Origin of the sequence: Cytobacillus depressus (genome assembly GCF_008923245.1) — a bacterium.
GTDB lineage: Bacteria > Bacillota > Bacilli > Bacillales > Cytobacillaceae > Cytobacillus > Cytobacillus depressus.
The window spans coordinates 657,212-680,890 of record NZ_WBOS01000001.1 but is presented as its reverse complement, the minus strand read 5'-3'; the positions used below and the strand labels follow the sequence as shown (position 1 = coordinate 680,890).

The following is a 23,679-nucleotide window of genomic DNA, read 5'->3' as shown; positions in this document are numbered from 1 at the left end:
AGAAGGCGTAATAGTAAATGCAAATTATTTATTGGGAGGATTTACGGTATGAAAAAGAAATTTAAAGGATTTATTGCCGTCTTAATGGCATTTTTCCTTGTTGCATGTAGCGGTGAGGGAAAACAGTCAAGTGAGTCTGCAGGGAATAAACCTGTTGAGTCCGAAGGGAAAACCAAAACAGAAATGCATGCTGCATTGAACGGACAGCCGCCAACTCTTGATCCAGCAATGACAGCCGGAGCTTCGACGAAATATACTGCACGACATATATTCGAACAGCTCCTCACACTTAATTCTAAATACGAGCCAGTACCAATGCTCGCTGAAACATACAATGTAAGCGATGATGGAAAAACATATACGTTTACTTTAAGACAGGGGGTTAAGTTTCATAACGGCAAAGAAATGAAAGCGGAAGATGTTGTAGCATCTATGAACCATTGGCTTAAAGCTTCTCCAGCTGCAAAAGTGGCCTTCGGAGATGCTCAGTTTGAAGTTGATGGGGATTACAAGGTAATCTTCCAGCTGGATAAGCCAAATTTTGAAACGCTTGATGTTCTCGCTACTCCAAAGCAATTTGCTGGAATTATGCCAAAGGAAATAGCTGAAGCCGCAGGGCCCGAAGGTGCAAAAGAATATATAGGAACAGGGCCTTTCAAGTTTGTAGAGTGGAAACAGGATCAATATATCAAACTTACAAAATTTGATGATTATCAAGCTGTAAAAACAGAGCCGGACGGAATGAGTGGAAAAAAAGAAGCGCTCATAACCGATCTTTATTTTGATATCGTTGATGATTCTTCGACACGATTTGCGGGTCTTCAAACAGGACAATATGATTTTGCGTATTCGGTTCCAATAGATAGCTACGAACAAGTGAAAGCAGATTCAAACCTTAAGACCTATATGAGCCTATATGGAAACTTATCGTTAATCTACAATAAAGAGGAGGGAGCTCTTACCGATATTAATTTGAGAAAAGCTGTAAATGCCATAATTAATTCAGAAGAAGTAATGCTTGGTGCCCTAGCCAATAAAGATCTGTTCGAATTGGATGGTGGTTATATGCATAATAGCCAAAAAGGCTGGTACAGTAGTACGGGAAAAGAAGCATATAATCAAGCAAACCTAGAATTGGCAAAGGAATATTTACAAAAGGCTGGATACAATGGTGAAGAAATCGTTATTCTTACAACAAGAGATTACGACCATTTGTACAATGCTTCGGTCGTAATAAAAGAACAATTGGCTAAATCAGGTATTAATGCAAAGCTCGATGTGTATGACTGGCCTACACTGATGGAAAGAGAAAGAGATCCTAAAAATTGGAATATATTTATTACCGGAGTTTCAACAGTTACAACGCCGTCACAAATTTTATATTTAACATACAATCAGCATGGATTTACAAAAGATGAAAACATTGTAAATTTCCTAAATGACATCAAAGCATCTTCTTCTACTGAAGAAGCCAAAAAAACATTTGGCGAATTGCAGGAATATGGATGGAAAGAATATTTGCCAGCATCGAACCTAGGATTCTACTATGATTTCTTTCCGTCAACAAGTAAGGTAGAAGGCCTAACAATTTTAGATGGGCCACTTCTATGGAATACAAAAGTGTACGAATAATATATCAAAGTGGAGGGAAAAAACATGGCATATGTGTTAATTGAAAATGGAACATTAATTGATGGATTTGGCGGAGAACCAATTAAGGAAGCGGCAGTACTAATAAAAAATAACATTATTCAAGCAGTCGGGAAAAAAAATAATCTAGAATTGCCTTCAGATGCTGAAATAATAACTATGGATGCTAACGGAGGATATATTCTACCTGGATTAATTGATACACATGTACATCTTACTTTCCAATTAGCTGGCCTTGAAGATAAAACTAGCAGCCCATTCTCACTCCGCTTTTATAAAACACTAGATTATATGAAAGCAACAATTAATGCCGGAATTACTACTGTACGTGATGCGGGTGGTACGGATGCAGGTATTAAACAAGCAGTGGAGTCAGGGATGGTGCTTGGACCGCGTATGCAAATTTCGATTGACGCATTAACAACGACAGGAGGACATGGCGACTCCTGGACATTGTCTGGAATCGATTTAACAAAACCTGAATACCCGGGATCACCAAGTGGGCTTTGTGATGGCCCAGAAGAAGTAAGGAAGAAGGTTCGCCAAATGTTACGAGCAGGGGCAGACATCATTAAAGTCCATGCAACTGGAGGAGTAATGAGCCCAACGGACCATCCGGAATATACACAGTTTTCACCAGAAGAATTGTCTATTATTGTAGATGAAGCAAATTATCATCGCGGCAAAAAAGTAATGGCACACGCCCAAGGTTCAGAAGGAATTAAAAATGCTATAAAAGCAGGAATTCATTCAATTGAACATGGTATTTACCTTGACGATGAGGTAATCGAGTTAATGTTAAAGCATGGTACTTACCTCGTCCCAACATTGCTTGCTCCAATTGGAGTTCTTGAATCAGCAGCGGAACATGGCAATATGCCAGAATATGCGGTAAAAAAAGCGCGTGAAGTCATTGATACACATAAAGCAAGTATTGAAAAAGCATATAAAGCAGGCGTGAAAATTGCGATGGGCACAGACGCAGGTGTCTTCAAACATGGCATTAATCTCCGGGAATTAAATTTAATGTGTGAAATCGGTATGTCACCGATGGAAACAATTGTCGCATCAACGAAAACTGCTGCAGAATGCATGGGTTGGGAAGATCAAATAGGTACACTCGAAGCAGGGAAATTTGCCGACATAATCATTGTTAATGATAATCCTATTGAGAATATTAAAGTTCTTGAAAATACTGATAACATCGTTACGGTAATGAAGGATGGAAAAATAGTAAAGGATTTAAGAGCCGTGAAGGTAACTGTTGCCGCTGTATAACAGCAAAAGCTTGCATTGAAATAAATGAAAAAAATAGCGGAGAAGGTTGAATTTAACTTTTTTCGCTGTTTTTTATTATATGAATCTATTTTTGCTAGCTTAAACTAATTTGACAAAAATACTTAAAAATTGAACTGCTCCCTAATTAGAGTATACAAAGGATATTTGGACTGCTTCAAAAATCGAATGCAATTATTGTGATTGGCAAGGAAGCACCTCAGTCAAGAGATAAGCCACGACATATATTTCATTTAAAAGAGTAAAAATACATTCACTTCAAAAAATATTAGGAGGTATCTTAATTGAAAATTGCCATTGGTCAGCTATCTCATGAGACAAACACATTTTCCAACATCACGACAACAGAGGATACTTTTAAAAAATGGGAATGGGAAGATGAAACCATTCTCATAGAAAATCATAAGGGTGTGAAGGATTACTTAGGAGGTATGATTGACGGTGCATCACAACTACAAATAGAAGTTATTCCTACTTTCTGCGCCGGCGCACTTCCATCTGGAATTATTACAAACGAAACATACGAAACGATTAAAAGTCATTTTCAAAGAAATTTATCAAGAATACAGGAGCTTGATGCTGTATGTCTAGCACTTCATGGAGCGGGAGTTGTTGAGGGGATTGATGACTTAGAAGGAGACTTTCTCCAATTTATTCGGGAGATAGTCGGCTCGGGAATTCCCATTGTTGCAACTCTTGATCTCCATGGAAACATGACGCGAAAAATGGTAAAAACAGCGGATCTTTTGTTAGGTGTAAAGCTATATCCCCATACAGACTCCTATGAGAAAGGGTTTGAGGCAATTAATCGTGCCTATCAACTTGTCAAAAAGGAAATCATTCCTACAATGCATTTAGAACAGCTTCCGTTGATGATTCCTACTTCCACTTCAAACCTATCACCAGTAAAAAATATTAATGAATTTTGCAATGAAAAAGAAAATCAGCTAGGAATACTTGATTGTACTTTTTTCCATGGATTTCCGTATACAGATGTACCTTTTGCAGGAGTTTCCGTCTTATGTATCACAGATGATAACAGAGAATTAGCGGAAATAACAGCGAAATCTGTTTCTTCATTTGTGTGGGAGAAAAGGGAACAGTTTTTTCCAAAAAGACCTACACCGGAGGAAGGTATTGAGAGAGCTCAGAAGTTAAATATGTGCCCAGTTGTAATAAATGAAACATCAGATAACCCTGGTGCTGGCACACCGTGTGATGGAACTCGATTACTAAGAGCGATGCTTAATGCAAAGCTAAAAAAAGCTTGCATTGGATTAATATACGATCCTGAAGTTGTAGAGCTTGCTCATAAACAAGGGGTCGGCACACATATCGAAGCATATCTTGGCGGAAAAACAGATCAATTTCATGGTGAACCAGTTTTTATTAAAGGATACATTAAAACACTGACAGATGGTATCTATATTCAATCATCCCCTATGTGGAAAGGGAAGGTTGTGAATCTAGGAAGGACAGTTCGGATTCAGGTTGGCGGACTTGATATTATTGTCGGATGTCTTCGAAATCAAGTCTTTGATGAACAGCTCTTCCTTCTTCATGGAATTGCTGTAAGTGAGGTTCCGATCGTCGGTATAAAGTCAAGCCAACATTTTAGAGCAGTTTATGAATCTATTGCTAAAAAGATCATCACGGTAGATTCACCTGGATTAAGTACACTTAACTTAAATAGTTTCAAATATAAAAAGATCCAAAGACCAAGATACCCGATTGATGATATGATGCACCAAAGTTATTCTGAATATTTTAATTACTGTACAAATAAGACTTCGTAAAGGAACTGTAACAATTAATTTATATAAAGGGGGAAAAACAATTGAAAAAATGGTTATTGCTTCTCATTTGTCTATTTGTAATTACTGGGTGTAGCTCTAAAACAGAGACAACTAAGCAATCTGAACCATCTGAAACTAAAAATAAAACTGGAGGGGAACTTCATGTTGCTATTAATACTCAGCCCTCTACGTTAGACGCTCAAGTAACGACTGCTACAATTGTTTCAGAAGTCTCTCGTAATATTTACGAACAGCTTGTTGCTCTTAACTCTTCCTATCAAATTGTTCCTATGCTTGCTGAGACAGTAGATGAAAGCGAGGATGGAAAAACCTATACCTTCCATCTGCGCAAGGGCGTTAAATTCCATAATGAGAAAGAAATGAAAGCAGAGGACGTTGTCGCATCTCTTAATAAGTGGAAAGAAATTTCTACAAAAGCGCAGGCTGTCATTCCAGAGGCTGCTTTTGAACAAGTTGACGAATACACAGTCACAATGAATCTGCCTAAGCGTGTATATGGTGCTATTACTTTACTGGCAGATGTGGGCCAAATGGCGGTAATCATGCCTAAGGAAATTGCTGAAACGGCTGATGTAGCTGGAGCAACTGAATATATAGGAACGGGTCCATTTAAATTTGTTGAATGGAAACAAGATCAATATATCCATTTTACGAAGTACGAAGATTATATCCCTGTTGATTTACCAGCGGATGGTCTTTCAGGTAAAAAAGAAGCTTTAGTCGACGATATCTTTTTTCATATTATTACGGATAATTCAATACGTGTGTCAGGAGTGCAGACTGGTCAATATGATATCGGAATAGCACTTCCTCCTGATAACTATGATATGTTGAATAATGATAAAAATATTAAAACCGAAATTGATTTAATGGGGCCAGTAGGTTTGATTTATAACAAAGAGGATCGCATTTTTGCTAATGCAAAGATGAGACAGGCAGTTAACGCAGCCCTTGATATGGAAAGTATTATGCTAGCCGCATACTCAAATGAAAAGTTTTTCAGGCTTGACCATGGCCATATGGTAATAGAGCAGAAGGAGTGGTATAGCGAAGCTGGAAAAGATCGATATAACATAAATGATACAGAATTAGCAAAAAAATTATTAAATGAAGCTGGCTACAACGGCGAGGAAATAAGAATTTTAACTACTCGCGATTATGATTGGATGTACAATTCCGCAGTCGTTATTAAAGAACAATTGGATAAAATTGGAGTAAGTGTAAAGCTGGATGTAATCGATTGGGCAACCCTTATTGATCTTAGAGCTAAGCCAACTGAATATGACGCATTTATTACTGCTTTCCCTAAGGTAATGACACCACCGCAAATTCTTTATTTAGGGTCAAAATGGCCTGGTTGGACAAATGATGAAGAAATCACAAAGCAAATGGAGGAGATTAACTCTTCTACTTCAAAAGAGGAGGCTAAGCAAGCATGGGATAACCTTCAGGATAGAATGTATGACTATCTACCAATTTCTAAGTTTGGCGATTACTATCTTTTTTATGGTATATCCAAAAAAGTAGAAGGCATGACTTTTCTTGACGGAATGATGCTATGGAACACATCGAAATCAGAGTAAGTGTAAGAGTAAGCGGTAGATTTTTTGTACCTTGTTGATTGAAGGCGAAGGAGCGGGAACAGCGTGTCTAGGGGAGCCCCCACAGGACCATTAGCGACGAGGAGGCTCCCGGCTCGCCCGCGGAAGGCGAGTACCCATAGCGGAAATCAATAGACTAATAACTGATAAGGGGAGTTACATATGCTAGATATATTAATAAAAAATGGAAAAGTATTTGATGGAACAAGAAATCCATACACCAAGCTGGATATCGGTATCAAGAACGGAAAGATTGTCAATTTGCAAAAAAATATTTCAGAGGAAGCTGAAAAAGTAATTGACGCAACTGGACTCGCCGTCAGTCCTGGATTCATTGACACTCATGTTCATTCTGATTTAATGTGGAAAAAGCCCGAGGTACATGCCATAAAAATTAAACAAGGTGTGACAACGGAATTACTAGGTCAGGATGGAATTTCTGTAGCCCCAGTTTCAGATGCGACAAAGCCACTATGGCAGGCTCAATTAAAAGGGTTAAATGGTGATATTGGAGATTGGCCATGGGATTCCATTGAAAGTTATCTTGATCATCTGCAAACCTTAAAAGCTTGGACAAATACTGCCTACCTTGTACCTCATGGAAATATTCGCACGCTAGTCATGGGTTTTGATAAAAGGGAAGCAACAGAAGAGGAACGAAAAGCAATGAGACTGCTTGTAGAACAAGGAATGAGAGAAGGGGCAGTTGGATTTTCAACAGGACTTGTTTATCCGCCGAATAGTTTTTGTGCAACTGAAGAGCTAGTAGAAATCTGTAAGGGAGTCGCTACATATGATGGGTGTTTTGTCGTTCATATGAGAAATGAAAGCAATCACATTCTAGCAGCACTCAATGAAATGCATGAAGTCGCCATCAAATCAGGCGTTAGGCTACATATTTCTCACTTAAAAGTTATTGGTCTTCGAAATAGAAAATTATATAAGGATGTTATGGAAAAAATCGAAGAATTAAGAAGGGAAGGGGTTGAAATAACGTTTGATCAGTACCCTTATACAGCAGCATCAACCGTTTTTTCCGCTATTCTTCCACCTTGGGTTCATGATGGTGGAACAGAAAAGATGCTTAAGCGTCTTAGGGATGAGGACGATAGACAAAAAATAAAAAATGATTTTCAAAACGATTTAAGTTATGAAAATTGGGTGTTTAATTGTGGATGGGAGAATATTGTTATCTCCTCTATCGATGTTACTGAGTTTAAACGATTTGAAGGAAAGAGCGTAAAAGAAATAGCAGAAGTGTTTAATCATCCCCCGGATGACTTGGCATTGGATCTTCTTCAGAAGGCTGAAGGCAATGTGACGATGGTGATTCATTGGGGCTTGGAAGAAGATATTATTTCATCTATGCGAAGCCCATACCATATCGTTGGATCAGATAGCATCTTTGGAGGCAAGCCTCATCCTAGGTTATCTGGAACCCAGCCTCGTATTCTAGGACGCTATGTGCGAGAATTAAATATTCTTTCACTTGAAGAGGCGATACACCATATGACTGGGGCAGCAGCACAACTTCTGAGATTAAAAGATAGAGGATTAATTAGAGAACAATTTTGGGCAGATATTGTAGTATTTAACCCTGAAAAAATAAATGATACAGCTACTTTTGAAAATCCATTATTAGAACCAGAAGGCATAGAGTATGTACTCGTAAATGGTGCTATTTGTGTTGAAAAAGGGGAATGTCTAGACTCTTTATTTGGACAAGTAATAAAAAGAACATCAGAAAAGTGATGATAAATTAGAAGCTTTTATACTACGTCAAGAAAATCTGTGTCTATTTTCTTGACGTAGTATTATTAGTCATGAAAAACTTAACCCCAATTATCAGATTGTGTCTAACAATTGGGGCCTGCTTTATTTTAAGGACTTATCGGATAGCCCCTTTTCCTTTTTAAGAATTGGGTTCCAATCCAATTTACACTAATAACTCAACTTTGGATGTAGATGTTTTCTATTTATCATTAGAAGATTCCTTAGTATTATTCATTCAAAGAGACATTCCACAAAATAGGATTTGAGATGAATTGAAAGCCATCGACATCTTTACGCATAGATGTAATCAAAGTGTTATTACCAGGCTTAATGATTGGAAGGTAGTCCCAGAACGCACGGTGAAGTTCTGGTGAAAACTTCTGAGCTTCTTCTATGGATTCCGCATAGAGAATGTCGTTGACTACACTTTTAATTTCTTCACTATCTGTCCACCCTAACCACTCAGGGTTCAAGAAAAGATACTGAATAGGGATGGGTCTGACTGTAAAGCTAGTGAAAAATATATCAAATTTATTCTCATCTTCACGATTGGCAAGTACTGTTGCCCAGTCTGACACCGCTAACTTAACATTCATTCCTACAGCTTCCAACTGTTGCTGAACAACGACAGACATATTATAGTAGTTTGTATACTCTCTGGACGTTAGAATCACAACTTCTTCCCCATTATATCCAGCTTCAGCTAACAACTGTTTGGCTAACTCGGGATCATATGTGTTATACACATCACCGCCGACATCTGTGTACCATCCCGTTTGTTCTTTCTTTACGAGCGCGTGATCCTTAAGATAAAATTCATCACTGACATAGGCTGAAGTTAACATATCCTCTACATTAATAGCTGCATTTGCGGCTTGCCGAATTTTTTGATTAGCAAAAACACCTGCTTTTTTATTAAAAACCATCGTTGTAAAAGCACTAGCATCAATGGCATTCTTAATATTATTATTGTTTAACATTGTCTGGGCATTATCCGGAGAGATATCACTAGCAATGTGATATTCCCCCGATTGGAGACCAGCTACACGGATAGAAGGATCCTTTATCAAATGGAAATAGATATCATCGACATAGGCGTTCTTTTGTCCTGCTAAACCGTCTGCTTTTTCACTGCGGGACTGATAATCATCGAACCTGCTCAAATGGATAGAGTGATCTTGTCTCCATTCTTTGAATTGATACGGCCCTGTACCAATATATTCAGTGATTTCGTCGGAACCCGCCTTTTCAACGATGGATTGTGGCATAATTGCAGCGAACTGTGTCATATCGGCTAAAACAAATAAATCTAATGAGGTAGGGTTTACAAAATGGGCAGCAACCGTATGCGGGTCTATAGCTTCATATGTTGTCCCTTCCAAATAAATTTTCGCTTGAGATGACTTTTCCTGCCACCTGTTCATAGAAGCTACGACATCGTCAGCAGTCAATTCCTGTCCATTATGGAATTTAATATTTTGTCTAAGATGGAATGTAATCGTCTTTCTATCCTCACTTACCTCAAAGGTCTCAGCCAACATCGGTTGAATTTCTAAGCTGGTATCGAGTGTGAGTAGGGGTTCAAAAATATGGTGGGCGATGTCTCTCGTTGCATCGGCTGTCGTGAAATGTGGATCTAGTGTGGCTGGTTGAGCATGATAGGCGAAGTTTAGTTCCCCTCCTTTTTTATTAACAGCCCCTTTATTTTCAACATGAGATGAATCGGAAACACTCTTATCAGACGTGCAACCAATAAGAGCAATGCTAAATGTTAACAATAACAATAAGTATCTAAACTTCTTTGACCTCATACGTACTGTCCTCCCTTTTTCAAGAAAGATAATAATTTTCTTATGTCATGCTATTTTTGTTGATTGTCGGCATAACTACCGATTTACTTCCTTAATGATTTAATACCCTCCGTTTCTATAGTAATGTCAATACGTGGCCCATCAAAATAAATAAGATTTGAGATAAGATAACCTCTTCCTGTTGTAGGAATATTCTATAAATTCGGGTGGAATACCTCTAAAAATATAGAAATCTATCAAAAGTTTTTTAAACAAAAAGACCAAACTTCTAATTACCTAATCCTTAATGGGCTGCGGGGCTAATAGCAACAAACTATGTGAAGACAACCTAGAAAATAAATGTTAATATTTTTCGATTTGCGGAAGATATGATCATTTTCATTTGTTTTTATGTATAATAGTAATCGTGGGATAAGGATAAACAATTATGAATTTTATGAAAATATATAAATGATTGATATTAATAAGAGTTAAAGGGAGTTGTTTTAATTAGCAATACTAGGAGGGATAAAAGAATGAATAAAACGAGTGATAAAATAGTGCTTGATGAACTTCCTTTTCCGGCTATTGTTCTAGATCCTGATAATACGATTATTTTATATAATCATTTAATGAAATACATCTTAGAAAATGAAATAAACATTGGAATGAACGTCACAGATACCTTTTCTGTTTGGGAGCATAATCTCCACTCTGAATTGATACTTGCTAATTTTGATCATAAAAAGGATTTCGTATTCATAGAGAGATCCTTTCTAAACACAGAAGACAGATTGCTACTTGGAGTCGAAACATCCGAATTATCTATATTAAAAAGGGAGAATAAAAAACTCAAAAATTTAAATCGGGAATTAGATGCAATTATAGATAATTCGTATGACGGGATTTATATTACCGATAGGAATGGAGTAACCTTAAAAACTAATTCTGCGATTGAACGAATAACGAATATACCGAAAGAATATTATATAGGAAAAAATGTAAACGATCTCATGAAAAGAGGGATTCTAAAAAATTCCGTAACGAATAAGGTTTTAAAATATTCACGGACAGTGTCTGTCGTTCAAAAAAATTATTCTGGAAATGAAACGCTTCTTACAGGTAGCCCTGTATATGATGAGAATGGAGAGATTGAAAAGATTGTAACAAATATTAGAGATTTATCTAATTTAAATGAACTTGAAGCGGAACTAAATAAGGTGAATCAACTTAATGACAAATATAAAAAGGAAATTGATCGTTTAAAAAACAAACCAGATCAACTAAAGGGGATTATTACCAAAAGTAAACAAATGAAAATGATTTATGATACGACAGAGAGGATTGCAAATATTGATGCAACCGTCCTAATTTTAGGGGAAACGGGTGTTGGAAAAGACGTATTAGCAAATTACATTTTTGCAAATAGTAGCAGATCGAAAGAAGGAGAATTTATTAAAGTAAATTGTGGTGCTATTCCACCTGATCTACTTGAATCCGAACTATTTGGTTATGAAAGTGGGGCATTTACTGGGGCAAATCGTCAAGGAAAACCAGGGATGTTTGAACTAGCTAATAAAGGTATTCTCTTTTTGGATGAAATCGGAGAATTGACTCTAAGTTTACAAGTGAAATTACTAAGGGTCTTACAGGAAGGAGAAATTCAACGAGTAGGCGGAGTCAAGCCAAGTAAAATAGATGTTAGAATAATAGCTGCTACAAATAATAATCTGTATAAAATGGTAGAAAAGGGTGAATTTCGAAACGATTTATATTATCGATTAAATGTGATACCAATAGAAATCCCTCCTCTAAGAGAACGGCGTGAAGATATTTTCCCATTAATTCAGTTATTTCTAAATAAAGTGAATGAAAAGTACCAATTATCGAAAGAACTAGATTACGACCTTAATCAATTTTTCTTATCTTACGACTGGTATGGAAATATTCGAGAGCTTTCTAACTTAATAGAAAGACTAGCTGTCACAACACGTGATGATTTAATTAATATCGATGACCTTCCGTCAGAATACCGGCAATATAATCACACAACGGTTGACTCAATTGGATCTTTAAAAGAGGCGGTGGAAATGGCGGAGAAGAAAATCATTACTTTGGCAGCCGGAAAGTATGGAAACACGTATGAGATCGCCCAAGCATTGGGCACAAGTCAACCAACTATAGTTAGAAAATTAAAAAAATATGAGATCGATATAAAAAATAAATGAGGGGATGTTCTCATGAAAATTGGTATTGCTGGTGCGGGAGCGTTGGGATGCTTTTTTGGTGCACTCCTACAAGAAGCTGGTCACCAAGTAACTTTTTTAGCTAGAGGAAATCATCTTGATGCAATGAAAAAGCAAGGGTTATTTGTTAAAAAAGAAGATGAAGTACTACATATTAGAGGCACATTCACTGAAAATCTAAATGATTTATTAGAATCAGAACTAATCTTATTTTGTGTGAAGTCACATGATACGAAAGAGATGGCAAGGGAATTATTGCCGCTTGTAAAAAAAGATACACTTATTTTGACTTTACAAAATGGTATTGATAATGAAGAGCTACTATGTGAAGTGTTTGGTTCCAAACGTATCCTATCTTGCGCAACCTATGTACAAGCCTCCATAGAGGAACCAGGAAAGGTTTGTCAGCATGGCAGAGTGAAAATGGTTATCGGGGAACTTGATCACCTTACGAACGAAGCTTGTTCAATTATTGTAAAAACATTTCAGCAAGCTGGAATTAATACAATGCATACATCGAATATACTTGGGAAAAAATGGAATAAATTACTTTGGAATGTAACTTTTAATCCGTTATCAGCGATTACAACGGCAAAAGTTGGAGAAATCTTAGATGACAAAAATTTACGAGGAACAGCGGAATCGATATGCAAAGAAGCGATAGAAGTAGCAAGTAAGGTTGGAATGTTTTTAGACAAAGATAAAACGTTCTCCACTATTTTTGCCAATGCTGAATTTGCAAGGGATCATCAAACGTCTATGTTACAGGACCGATTAAAAGGAAAAAGCATGGAAGTAGAATCCATGTGTGGAGTTATCGTAAGAAAAGCTATCGAACTAAAAGTCGAAGTGCCAACACTACAGACAGCTTATAGTATTTTACATTTTATGAATGAAAAACCCCAAACAGATAGATTAATAAGGCTTTGAAAGGGGAGTAACCACAGATAATGATCAAGGTCGATGAGAAAGATAACGTTACTTGTGTAGAGGGAACGATTAGAAGATCTGGCCGAAACGAAAGAACGGTATATCTATTTTTAGTGGACGGTATGTTAATTGATACGGGATCGAAAAACCTTGAAAAGGAACTTATTCCATTTTATGAAGATCATTCGTTTGACCTGGTTACACTAACCCATAGCCACGAGGACCATTCAGGAACTGCTCCATGGATACAAGAAAAAAGAAATATTCCCATTTATGTTCATCCGAAGGGAATCAACATATGTGCTCAAAAACATCCCTATCCAAAATATCGTCAAATGACTTGGGGAGCACGAGATGAATTTATAGCATCCCCACTTGGAGATAGGATAAAGTCTAGAACGCACGAATGGAAAATAATATATACACCAGGCCATGCGGATGATCATATCTCTCTTTTTCATGAAGAAACAGGCAGGTTATTTTCTGGTGATTTATTTGTTACTCCAAAGACAAAGGTGATTATGCGTAGCGAATCAATTCCTGTAATTATGAATTCGATAAGAACGCTACTTTTTTATGACTTTGGAACTATGTTTTGTTCCCATACAGGGTATATCCGGGATGGAAAAAATATGTTGAGGCAGAAAATGAATGAATTGGAGTACATATATGGGGAAGTGGAAAGCTTGTATAGGGAAGGACTTTCAATCATTGAAATTGATAAAAGGTTATTCCCGAAAAAGTACTCAATTGTAGAAGTATCCAACGGAGAGTGGGATTCTTTACATATCGTTTCCTCCATTGTTTCTTATATTGAAAAATAAATTTCCCAACCAGAATCGTCAATACATAGTGAGTGATTCTGGTACCTATCATATGATCAACCATATAAAATATTTTTTTCAATAAAAGACCAAAAATAGGTTAGATAATATTTATCTATCCATATTTTTGGTTTTTTATTCGATTAGGAATCTGTAAAATATTCGCATGTAGATAACTTTCCTATTACTGAGGTCAACGTCTAGCTCCAGCGCCTATCGACTAGCGTACTTCAGGACTTCTCCCTACGATAAGTCAACATCGATTCGCCTTTGGCTTATCGTGAATCCTTTATCATAGTCGAAGTCCCGAAAGGAAGTACGTCGATGAGCGCTTCCGCTTTTGTTCTTCAAAAATGAAATAAACGATTCAAATTTGAATTATAAATATTAAGTTCTTTATTCAATCAGTAGGCGCATGAAGAAAATAAATAATTGAATTTTCAATCTATCGTGATTCAGTTTTGAATCTATTAATTGAATTTTCGGAATTTATTTTGTGTATATTTTAATAAGTAAATAGCACTTAAAAAAACAAATTATCAATGATACCAATACTCCATCCTCTTTTTTGAATCAAATAACATAAGTTGGCACGATTATTGCAACATAGTTAGTTAGTGAAAAAAATTCATTTTAGGGCAAGTTTTTAAGGGGGTGTTGTATTGAAAAGCTTGAAAGAACGTAGATGGTACAAAGCCTATCCACCTAAAGTAAAAAAAGAATTAGACATACCAGAAGTGCCATTATATTCTCTCTTGGAGAAGTCAGCCGAACAATTTGGGAACCGAATGGCCATTATACAAGATGATACCCAAATCTCCTATAAAAAATTAAAAAACAAAGTAGATCGTTTAGCAGGAGCTTGGAATGAATTAGGGCTGAAAAAGGGAGAAAGAATTGGATTAATCGTATCAAATCACCCCTTTTATATTGTTTCTTATTACGCTGCAATAAGATTGGGATTAATTGTAGTTCAAATCAACCCACGATATACCGAACGAGAATTTCTGCAAATCGTTAATGATTCTAATATGAAGTATATAGTGGTGGAAGAAGAAAATATTGATAAAGTTTATAAGATTAATGAAATGCAAACGTTTACTCATATTTTTGTTATCGATTCTACAAATAAAAAACATTACTCAGTAAATATGCTTGCTGAAAATTCTAAACCGCTTGAAGCAGAAGTCCCTATTGATGTGAAAGAAGATGTCGCTGTCATTCAATATACTGGTGGAACCTCTGGGGTGATGAAAGGGGCGATGTTAACCCATTTTAATCTTGTGGCAAATGTATCTCAGAGTCACACGATGTATGGGGAAAATATGGAGTTTGGGAAGGAAATCATTTTGATCGCTACTCCGCTCTACCATGTGTATGCAATGACTAGCGGGATGAATCTAGGAGTCTATATTGGGGCAACGATTTTATTAATAAAAAAATTCGAAGTAACTGAAGTGCTAGAGCTTATTAAACAATATCAACCAACTTTTTTCCCTGGTGTTCCTAGAATGTACAACGCCTTTGTTAATCATAAAAGTGTAAAAAAATATAGTCTTAATAGCCTGAAATTTTGCACTAGCGGATCTGCACCTATTCCGATTGAAGTGATTCGAAAATTTGAAAACATTACAGGAGCTGAAATAGGGGAGGGCTTTGGGTTATCTGAGGCATCACCAACTACCCATCGAAATCCACCAAGTGGCATTCGGAAAATAGGCAGTATAGGGATCCCACTTCCAAATACAGATTGCAAAATTGTTGATGTGAAGGACTTAGAGCTTCCCGTCGGATCAGTCGGTGAACTGATTATTAAAGGGCCGCAAATTATGAAGGGGTATTGGAAAAATGAAGAGGAAACAAATAAAACCTTAAGAAATGGCTGGTTATATACCGGAGACTTAGCGAAGCAGGACGAGGATGGCTATTTTTATATCGTAGGAAGGAAAAAGGAGCTAATCATTAACGGAGGCTTTAATGTTTATCCGCAGGAAGTTGAAAACATTTTATATGAACATCCGGATATAAAAGAATGTGCTGTAATAGGGGTTCCACACCAAGAAGGAGAAATTGTAAAGGCTTACATTGTTCCGAAAGAAGGAGCTTTAATTGACTTTGAAGAATTAAAAGGTTTTTGTTATCGTAATTTAACGCCATATAAAGTACCAAAACAGTTCGAAATTATTGAGGCATTGCCAAGAAATACAGTTGGAAAAATATTAAAACGTATTTTGGTTAAGAAAGAACAAGAAAAACTAGACGATGCTGGAAGCTAGAGTCGGCACAGCGTTCTTCCATTATTCATCACATAACTAGACAATGAATCTCTTCACTTCCGAGTTCTGTACAACAGTACCAATTCCTGTATAGGCTCCAATCAGCGTTGTAAAACCACTAAGCTCTTAAGAAAAATCATATTTTTATAGAAATAAAGAACAGGATGGGAGGTATGAAAATTAAATGGCTAGACCTTGGCTAAAACATGTTCCCGAAGGAAATCCAAAAGAAATTGACATCCCTGTAATTTCAGTCCCACAACTATTTGCGGAATCGGTCCATAAATATTCTAATCACACAGCCATTACTTTTTTTAACGATACCTATAGCTATAAACAACTTGATAGTATGATCAAAAATGTAGCTCGCTCATTGTTTAATTTGGGAGTTAATAAAGGGGATCGAGTAGCTTTAATGTTACCTAACTGTCCACAATATCCCATTAGCTATTATGCTGCACTGATTTGTGGAGCAACTGTCGTACAAATCAATCCTATGTATAAATCCAATGAACTATTGCATGTCATAAATGATTCAGAGGCAGAAGTATTAATTGTACTCGATCAACTATTACCTGCAGTAGAAGAGATAAAGGGGAGTACTTTTTTAACGACTATCATTCCGGTATCTTTTGAAAGCGGTTGCAAATTTAATGATCTTCTTAAGGATCATGGATTACCGATGCCTAATGTTTCAATTAACCCGAAAGAAGATATAGCCGTCCTTCAATATACTGGTGGGACGACCGGACGCTCGAAGGGAGCGATGTTAACGCATTATAACCTAGTTGCTAATATCCTGCAGAGTTACGGGACTTCGCAATGTCGAACGAAGCTAGGATACGAACGAGTATTGACCATTTCCCCATTATTCCATGTTTATGGGATGACCAGTTGTATGAACCTTACTTTTTATATTGGGGGAAATGTAATTTTAGTTCCCCGATTTGAGGTCGAACAGACCGTCAAAGTCATTGCACAAACGAAACCGACTATTTTTCCGGGTGTGCCAACGATGTATATTGCTCTACTAAATTATTATAAAGAAAATCCATTTAATCTAAGTTGCTTAAGAACTTGTACAAGTGGTTCTGCCCCACTACCTATAGAAGTTCTCAATCAGTTTAATGAAACGAGTGGAACAAAAGTGGCAGAAGGATTTGGGTTATCTGAAGCGTCGCCAGTAACTCACCGGAATCCAATTAAAGGACTTCAAAAACCGGGAAGCATTGGTATTCCAATCCCAAATACAGATGCTAAAATCGTCGATTTGCTAACAGGAGATAAGACTTTACCCATTGGTGAGGTGGGCGAATTAGTAGTAAGTGGTCCGCAAATTATGAAGGGTTATTGGAAGATGCCTGAAGAAACCAAACAAGTATTACGTGATGGTTGGCTTTATACAGGTGATCTAGCAAAAATGGATGAGGATGGATTCTTTTATATTGTAGGTAGAAAAAAAGAAATGATTATTGCTAGTGGATACAATGTTTATCCAATTGAAGTTGAAGATGTTATCTACACTCATCCGAAAGTGTTTGAGGCAGCTGTTATAGGTGTACCCGATCAATATCGTAGTGAAACAGTAAAAGCTGTTGTAGTACTTAAGGGAAATGAGCAACTTTCTGAAGAAGAGCTCATTCAGTTTTGCCGTGAAAGATTAGCCGCCTATAAAGTACCGCGTTTTATTGAATTTGTATCAGAATTGCCCAAAACAGCGGTTGGGAAAATCTCAAAAAGAATGTTAAAAGAACAACTGCATTTATAAATTATTGATCTTATATTAAGGCTGCGGGTTATTAACAACAATCTATACGAAGATATATTATATTTTCCATTTCACATAAAAAAGGAGAGGGTTACATGTACTTGCGATTGACAGAAGAACAAAAAATGGTCCAGGAAACCATCCGGAAGTTTGTCGAAAAGGAATTAATACCGCTTGAAAATGAAGTACTTCGCAATGAACGAGAAGGAAAACCAAGTTTATCAATAGATATTCAGGAAGAACTGCAATTAAAAGCAAAAAAAGCTGGATTTTGGGGAATTAATACACCTGCAGAATACGGTGGGGCAGACCTTGGTCAAGTGATGCAAGCGATAGTTAGTATCGAAGTGGCTAAAACATTTGTTCCATTTAAATTTGGTGGATCAGCGGATAATATTCTTTATTATGCGAATGAAGAACAGAAGGAAAAATATTTAATTCCTACAATAAACGGTGAGAAAAAGTCTTGTTTCGCAATGACAGAGCCTGGAGCAGGTTCTGATACAAGAAATATAAAAATGAAAGCAGTAAAGCGTGGAAATGAATGGATATTAAATGGTGAAAAGACATTCATAACAGGTGGAAATGAAGCGGATTTCGTTATGGTTATTGCTATCACAGATAAAGAATTACATCAAGAAACTCGGGGAAGAGAGGGCGTTACTTGTTTCATTGTTGATCGTGATATGGGCTGGAAATCAGAATATATTCATACGATGGGAGAATGGGGACCAGCTAGTTTAGTTTTCGATAATGTAAGTGTTCCAGAAGAAAATATATTAGGTGAATTACATGGTGGGTATAATCTAGGTCTAGAATGGATTGGGTTTGCAAGATGGATTGTCGGTGCACGTGCTGTTGGTGCGGCCGAGCGCTTGCTACAAATGGCTATTGATTATTCTAAAGAACGTGAAACATTTGGTAAACCGATTGCTGAAAGGCAGGCCATTCAGTGGCCGATTGCAGATGCGGCAGTTGAAATTGAAGCAGCAAGATGGCTTGTATTAAATGCTGCTTTTACGCTCGACCAAGGGGAAGATAACCGACATTTAGCATCCATCGCAAAATTATATGGGGCAAATATGGGGAACAAAGTAGTTGACCGTGTCCTTCAAATTCATGGAGGGATGGGTTATACAAGGGAATTACCAATTGAACGTTGGTATCGTGAAGCAAGATTATGGAGGATTTATGATGGGACAGATGAAATTCAACGAATGATCATCTCTAGAAATCTATTAAAAGGTCATGTGAAATTAGGACAATTTATTTAAAGCTTAGGATGTTTTCGTAAAGTTTGTTCCTTTTTAGTGATATTTAATTAAGGGCTAAATCTTAATATCTAGGGGGAGAAATTCATGCCAGGAAGATTCGAAGGAAGAGTAGCTTTTGTTACCGGTGGTAGTCGTGGAATAGGGAAAGGAATTGTTCAATTATTTGCAGAAGAAGGAGCAAAAGTAGCGATAATTGATATTAATGAAGAAGCATTAAGTGAGACAACTGAAGAATTTAAGGAAAAAGGGTATGAAATTATTGCCAAACGAGCAAATGTTGTAAATGGAGAAGAAATTGAAGGTGCAATAGAGGATGTGGTCAGTAAATTTGGCAGACTAGATATTCTAGTTAATAACGCCGGAGTTATTCGTGATAATCTGCTATTCAAAATGACAGATAGTGACTGGCAGCAAGTGATAGATGTTCACTTAAAAGGATCATTTAATGCTGCACGTGCAGCTCAAAAGCATATGGTCGAGCAAAAGTACGGCCGAATTATCAACATTTCATCGACATCTGCACTAGGAAACCGAGGGCAAGCAAATTATGCAACCGCTAAAGCAGGCTTACAAGGTTTTACGAAAACACTTGCTATTGAGCTTGGGAAATATGGGATTACGAGCAATGCTGTTGCACCAGGGTTTATTGAAACGGAAATGACAAAAGCAACAGCTGAAAGAATAGGAATTCCATTTGAAGAATTAGTTCATCTAAGTGTGAGTAAAATTCCGGTAGGCAGAAGTGGTAAACCAGCTGATATTGCGAATACGGTCGCCTTTTTTGCAGATGAGAAATCATCATTTGTCAATGGTCAGGTCATTTATGTTGCAGGAGGTCCAAAAGATTAATTTCTCTAAAAGGAGTTGTCCACTATGTATAAGGATATGATTGGTAAACGATCCAACAAAGTAAAAAATATTGTTGATCGATTATTAGTTAAACGTTTTGCCGAGTCAATAGGTGATCTAAATACTATTTTCATAGATGAGGAATTTGGCAAACAGTCTCGATACGGCAAAAATATTGCGCCTCCGACTTTTCCGCGTGTATTTGATTATGGTGGGATTGAAGGATTAGAGCTTCCGATCAAAGGATTGATCCATGGGGAACAAATCTATCATTATGAAAGACCATTATTGGTTGGTGAGGAAGTTTATTGTTATACAGAGGTCAAGGATTACTTTGAGAAAAAAGGATCTAGTGGGTTAATGGGATTGTTAAAAATAAAAAGATATGGTGAAGATGCCCAAGGGAAAATTATTTTCACAGAACAGGCTACGATCATTATTACAGAAGCTGTAAGGAAGGCGATGCTTATATGAAAAGATTAGTTCAATTGGCGACAGGCGAATCACTGGATGAAGTTAAGCTGGACCCCGTATCCAGACTAGATTTGATTAAATATGCAGGGGCATCAGGTGATTTTAATCCCATTCATACGATTGATGAAGAAGCCACAAAAGCTGGATTACCTGGCATTATTGCTCATGGGATGTGGACGATGGGAAACCTGGCCAAGCTTTTTACACCATATTACGAAGAGGGATTTATACAAGATTATAAGATTCGGTTTTCAGGAATGGTATTTCTCGGTGATGTCATTACTCTTAAAGCAGTTTTCAAGGGAGAGACTGAACAATGCTTAGATTTCGATGTGAAGGCTGTTAACCAAAATGAGAACGAAGTGATTAACGGAATCATTCGATTTTCTCCGCATTAATCCAAGAAAAGTCTATGTAGTTGAGCTTTTTTCCCTTTGGCTGTTGTTAGAGTCCCAGCCGACAATATCCTTTTAGGAGAAGGCTGGGGATTTGAAATTGCCCAAGGTAGATTAGGTCCTGGAAGAATTCATCATTGTATGAGAACGATCGGGGCAGCCGAAAGAGCATTGGAAATTTTATGTAAGCGAGTTCAAGAACGGGAGACCTTTGGAAAGGTACTAGCGGAGCAAGGGGTTATTCAAGAATGGATCGCTAATTCACGTATAGAGATTGAACAAGCGCGACTTCTTACACTTAAGGCAGCATATATGATGGACACTGTCGGAAATAAAGAGGCGAAAGCGGAAATTGCAATGATTAAAGTAGTTGCTCCTAATTTGGCTTTGAAGGTTATAGATCGAGCCATTCAGGCAATGGGAGCTGCCGGTGTCAGTGAAGATTTCCCACTGGCATCAAGTTGGGCAAAGATTCGTGCTTTACGGTTGGCAGATGGACCTGATGAAGTTCATCGGAGAACGGTTGCTAGGCAAGAATTAAAAAAATATAGGTAAATTGGTGGTGTTCGTATATGCACGTAAAAGAGCTATTTGATCTATCTGGTCGAACTGCAATTGTAACGGGTGGTGGTCGAGGACTTGGTGAACAGATAGCTGAAGGCTTGGCGGAGGCGGGTGCAAACGTTGTTGTTTGTTCAAGAAAAGATGAGAATTGTAGGGAAGTTAGTGAAAGATTACAACGACTGGGAGTTCAGTCCCTCGCATTCAAGTGTGATATAACCAATTGTGATGATATTCAATATGTAGTTGATAAGACAGTAGAGAGATTTGGAAAAATCGATATTCTTGTCAATAATAGTGGTGCTTCATGGGGAGCTCCAGTTGATGAAATGCCGCTCGAGGCTTTTCAAAAAGTACTTAATGTAAATGTCGTTGGAACATTTTTAATGTCACAAGCAGTTGGCAAAGAAATGACGAAACAAAAATATGGAAAAATCATTAATATTGCCTCTGTAGCGGGCTTAAAAGGTTCAAACCCGGAGTACATGGATGCAATTGGTTATAACACAAGTAAAGGCGGTGTCATTACTTTTACTAAAGATTTAGCAGTGAAATGGGGCCCACGTGGAATTTACGTTAACGCGATTGCACCAGGTTTTTTTCCAACCAAAATGTCTAGCGTTTTGATCGAAAAAGGTGGGGATAAAATGCTTGAAAGGACACCACTTCGTAAATTTGGTACAAATAATGATTTAAAGGGGGTTGCTTTATTCCTTGCTTCCTCTGCTTCAGATTTTGTAACTGGTGAAACGATCGTAGTTGATGGCGGTACAAATGCGATGTAATTGATAAATATTTAATAGACAGGAGTAGATCAATCGATGAAAAGAGATGCTGTCATTATATCAGCTGTACGTACACCTATAGCAAGGCAAGGAGGGGCTTTGGCGACTGTTCCTGCACATGTTTTTGGAGCCGAAGTGATAAAAGAAGCGATAAAGCAGGCAAATATTGATCCGGAATCAATCGATGATATCATATTTGGAAATGTTTTAAGTGGTGGGGGAAATATTGCTCGATTAACAGCTTTACAAACAGGATTATCATTATCTTTACCAGGACTTACGATTGATCGCCAGTGCGGTTCAGGAATAAATGCAGTAATCCTTGCAGCACAATCGATTCAATCTGGTGCCGGAGATATATATGTAGCCGGTGGAACAGAAAGTATGAGCCGTGCACCCTATTTGATGGATCGTGCGGAAAAAGCATACAGTCCTACACTTCCGACATTTAGAAAGTCACAACTCTCACCAAAAGAAATCGGTAATCCTCCAATGGGGATAACCGCGGAAAATTTAGTTAGTAAATATCATATTTCAAGGGAAGAGCAGGATGAATTTGCGCTTCGTAGTCAGCAACGTATGGCAAGAGCATTGGAGGAGGGGCGTTTTACTGAACAAATTGTACCTATAAGTATTCCTGTTCGAAAAGGGGATCCCATTTTATTTAAGAAAGATGAGCACCCTCGTCCGCAAACTACAATAGAAGCATTAGCGAAATTACAACCAGCTTTCCTAGAAGGTGGAACGGTAACAGCAGGAAACAGCTCGGGTTTAAATGATGCTGCCTCTGCACTTGTTATCATGGCAAGAGAAAAAGCAGAAGAATTGGGGCTAGCCCCATTAGCAACCATCCATGCAGCAGCAGTTGCGGGGGTGGATCCGAATATTATGGGAATTGGACCGGTTCCAGCAATCAAAAAGGTGATCGAAAAATCCGGTCTTAGCTTAGAGCAAATGGATATGATCGAACTAAATGAAGCATTTGCTGCACAAGTAATTGCGTGTGATCGCGAATTACACATGGATATGGAAAAGTTAAATGTCAACGGTGGAGCCATTGCACATGGTCATCCTTTAGGTGCTACAGGAGCCATTCTTGTAACTAAAGCCGTGCATGAATTAAAGAGATCAGATGGAAAATACGCGCTTATTTCTGCATGTATTGGTGGCGGGCAAGGAATTGCAACGATTATTGAAAGAGAGAGTCATAATTAGACGACTCCATTTATTTTCTAGGCTGTTTTTTAAAAGATTGTTGTTTTTGAAATAAGTTTTGAAAACGCAAACTGTTGATAAACACGTTGATTGGAACGGAAGGTGTGAGACTCCTGCGGGAATAGCGGGACAGGTGAGCCCCCGCAGGAGCTGTG

General features: G+C 37.5%; 17 protein-coding genes and 1 pseudogene. 17 read left to right on the top strand and 1 reads right to left on the bottom strand.

Annotated features, from left to right (window positions below; translation table 11 throughout):
- Positions 1–48: 48 nt before the first annotated feature.
- The 5 genes from F7731_RS03320 to F7731_RS03300 all read left to right on the top strand — a co-directional run bounded on the left by F7731_RS03320 (position 49) and on the right by F7731_RS03300 (position 8,116).
- The gene (locus tag F7731_RS03320; protein WP_151533338.1) at positions 49–1,632 is read left to right on the top strand and encodes an ABC transporter substrate-binding protein; all 1,584 of its coding nucleotides are present in this window, start codon (positions 49–51) and stop codon (positions 1,630–1,632) included.
- A 24-nt stretch (positions 1,633–1,656) separates the two neighbouring features.
- Entirely contained in the window at positions 1,657–2,928 is a 1,272-nt protein-coding gene (locus tag F7731_RS03315) for a metal-dependent hydrolase family protein (protein ID WP_151533337.1), read from the top strand.
- A gap of 302 nt (positions 2,929–3,230) precedes the next feature.
- The gene (locus tag F7731_RS03310; RefSeq protein ID WP_151533336.1) at positions 3,231–4,742 is read left to right on the top strand and encodes a M81 family metallopeptidase; all 1,512 of its coding nucleotides are present in this window, start codon (positions 3,231–3,233) and stop codon (positions 4,740–4,742) included.
- A 41-nt stretch (positions 4,743–4,783) separates the two neighbouring features.
- Positions 4,784–6,346 carry an ABC transporter substrate-binding protein gene (locus F7731_RS03305; RefSeq protein ID WP_151533335.1) on the top strand — a complete coding sequence of 521 codons (1,563 nt, stop codon included), beginning with the start codon at positions 4,784–4,786 and terminating at the stop codon, positions 6,344–6,346.
- 180 nt (positions 6,347–6,526) lie between these two features.
- A complete protein-coding gene (locus tag F7731_RS03300; protein ID WP_151533334.1) occupies positions 6,527–8,116 on the top strand; it encodes an N-acyl-D-amino-acid deacylase family protein in 1,590 nt (529 codons plus the stop codon).
- 248 nt (positions 8,117–8,364) lie between these two features.
- Here F7731_RS03300 and F7731_RS03295 read toward each other — a convergent pair whose 3' ends face one another.
- On the bottom strand, positions 8,365–9,948 hold the full coding sequence (locus F7731_RS03295) for an ABC transporter substrate-binding protein (protein ID WP_151533333.1): 1,584 nt from the start codon (positions 9,946–9,948) through the stop codon (positions 8,365–8,367).
- Between the two features lie 515 nt (positions 9,949–10,463).
- Between F7731_RS03295 and F7731_RS03290 the strand changes: the two genes are divergently transcribed.
- The 12 genes and pseudogenes from F7731_RS03290 (at position 10,464) to F7731_RS03235 (ending at position 23,524) form a co-directional block, all read left to right on the top strand.
- On the top strand, positions 10,464–12,155 hold the full coding sequence (locus F7731_RS03290) for a sigma-54 interaction domain-containing protein (RefSeq protein WP_246197120.1): 1,692 nt from the start codon (positions 10,464–10,466) through the stop codon (positions 12,153–12,155).
- Between the two features lie 12 nt (positions 12,156–12,167).
- Positions 12,168–13,103: a ketopantoate reductase family protein gene (locus tag F7731_RS03285; protein ID WP_151533332.1), complete on the top strand. Its 936-nt coding sequence runs from the start codon at positions 12,168–12,170 to the stop codon at positions 13,101–13,103.
- Between the two features lie 20 nt (positions 13,104–13,123).
- Positions 13,124–13,927 (top strand): MBL fold metallo-hydrolase, encoded by an 804-nt coding sequence (locus F7731_RS03280; protein ID WP_151533331.1) that lies wholly within the window; start codon positions 13,124–13,126, stop codon positions 13,925–13,927.
- 662 nt (positions 13,928–14,589) lie between these two features.
- Positions 14,590–16,203, top strand: coding sequence for a long-chain-fatty-acid--CoA ligase (locus tag F7731_RS03275; RefSeq protein ID WP_151533330.1), 1,614 nt, complete (start codon positions 14,590–14,592; stop codon positions 16,201–16,203).
- A gap of 184 nt (positions 16,204–16,387) precedes the next feature.
- Entirely contained in the window at positions 16,388–17,971 is a 1,584-nt protein-coding gene (locus F7731_RS03270; protein WP_151533329.1) for a long-chain-fatty-acid--CoA ligase, read from the top strand.
- A 95-nt stretch (positions 17,972–18,066) separates the two neighbouring features.
- Positions 18,067–19,245 (top strand): acyl-CoA dehydrogenase family protein, encoded by a 1,179-nt coding sequence (locus tag F7731_RS03265; RefSeq protein ID WP_151533328.1) that lies wholly within the window; start codon positions 18,067–18,069, stop codon positions 19,243–19,245.
- 84 nt (positions 19,246–19,329) lie between these two features.
- Positions 19,330–20,094 carry a 3-oxoacyl-ACP reductase FabG gene (gene fabG / locus F7731_RS03260; RefSeq protein ID WP_151533327.1) on the top strand — a complete coding sequence of 255 codons (765 nt, stop codon included), beginning with the start codon at positions 19,330–19,332 and terminating at the stop codon, positions 20,092–20,094.
- A 24-nt stretch (positions 20,095–20,118) separates the two neighbouring features.
- Positions 20,119–20,568, top strand: a complete 450-nt coding sequence (locus tag F7731_RS03255; protein ID WP_151533326.1) for a MaoC family dehydratase N-terminal domain-containing protein — start codon at positions 20,119–20,121, stop codon at positions 20,566–20,568.
- Complete coding sequence (locus F7731_RS03250) at positions 20,565–20,966, top strand: MaoC/PaaZ C-terminal domain-containing protein (protein ID WP_151533325.1); 402 nt, start codon at positions 20,565–20,567, stop codon at positions 20,964–20,966. The genes F7731_RS03255 and F7731_RS03250 overlap by 4 nt, the downstream gene beginning before the upstream one ends.
- Before the next feature lie 45 nt (positions 20,967–21,011).
- A pseudogene (locus F7731_RS03245) lies at positions 21,012–21,518 on the top strand (acyl-CoA dehydrogenase family protein); the annotation flags it as partial.
- 17 nt (positions 21,519–21,535) lie between these two features.
- Complete coding sequence (locus tag F7731_RS03240) at positions 21,536–22,309, top strand: SDR family oxidoreductase (protein ID WP_151533324.1); 774 nt, start codon at positions 21,536–21,538, stop codon at positions 22,307–22,309.
- 36 nt (positions 22,310–22,345) lie between these two features.
- Positions 22,346–23,524, top strand: a complete 1,179-nt coding sequence (locus F7731_RS03235) for a thiolase family protein (RefSeq protein ID WP_151533323.1) — start codon at positions 22,346–22,348, stop codon at positions 23,522–23,524.
- Positions 23,525–23,679: the final 155 nt, after the last annotated feature.

What these genes read in the sequence shown, in the direction of transcription:
- F7731_RS03290 (WP_246197120.1), top strand. Translation starts at nt 10,464, where the DNA reads ATGAATAAAACGAGTGATAAAATAGTGCTTGATGAACTTCCTTTTCCG.
- F7731_RS03295 (WP_151533333.1), bottom strand. Translation starts at nt 9,948, where the DNA reads ATGAGGTCAAAGAAGTTTAGATACTTATTGTTATTGTTAACATTTAGC.
- F7731_RS03320 (WP_151533338.1), top strand. Translation starts at nt 49, where the DNA reads ATGAAAAAGAAATTTAAAGGATTTATTGCCGTCTTAATGGCATTTTTC.
- F7731_RS03250 (WP_151533325.1), top strand. Translation starts at nt 20,565, where the DNA reads ATGAAAAGATTAGTTCAATTGGCGACAGGCGAATCACTGGATGAAGTT.
- F7731_RS03270 (WP_151533329.1), top strand. Translation starts at nt 16,388, where the DNA reads ATGGCTAGACCTTGGCTAAAACATGTTCCCGAAGGAAATCCAAAAGAA.
- F7731_RS03280 (WP_151533331.1), top strand. Translation starts at nt 13,124, where the DNA reads ATGATCAAGGTCGATGAGAAAGATAACGTTACTTGTGTAGAGGGAACG.
- F7731_RS03235 (WP_151533323.1), top strand. Translation starts at nt 22,346, where the DNA reads ATGAAAAGAGATGCTGTCATTATATCAGCTGTACGTACACCTATAGCA.
- F7731_RS03315 (WP_151533337.1), top strand. Translation starts at nt 1,657, where the DNA reads ATGGCATATGTGTTAATTGAAAATGGAACATTAATTGATGGATTTGGC.
- F7731_RS03300 (WP_151533334.1), top strand. Translation starts at nt 6,527, where the DNA reads ATGCTAGATATATTAATAAAAAATGGAAAAGTATTTGATGGAACAAGA.
- fabG (WP_151533327.1), top strand. Translation starts at nt 19,330, where the DNA reads ATGCCAGGAAGATTCGAAGGAAGAGTAGCTTTTGTTACCGGTGGTAGT.
- F7731_RS03255 (WP_151533326.1), top strand. Translation starts at nt 20,119, where the DNA reads ATGTATAAGGATATGATTGGTAAACGATCCAACAAAGTAAAAAATATT.
- F7731_RS03285 (WP_151533332.1), top strand. Translation starts at nt 12,168, where the DNA reads ATGAAAATTGGTATTGCTGGTGCGGGAGCGTTGGGATGCTTTTTTGGT.
- F7731_RS03240 (WP_151533324.1), top strand. Translation starts at nt 21,536, where the DNA reads ATGCACGTAAAAGAGCTATTTGATCTATCTGGTCGAACTGCAATTGTA.
- F7731_RS03265 (WP_151533328.1), top strand. Translation starts at nt 18,067, where the DNA reads ATGTACTTGCGATTGACAGAAGAACAAAAAATGGTCCAGGAAACCATC.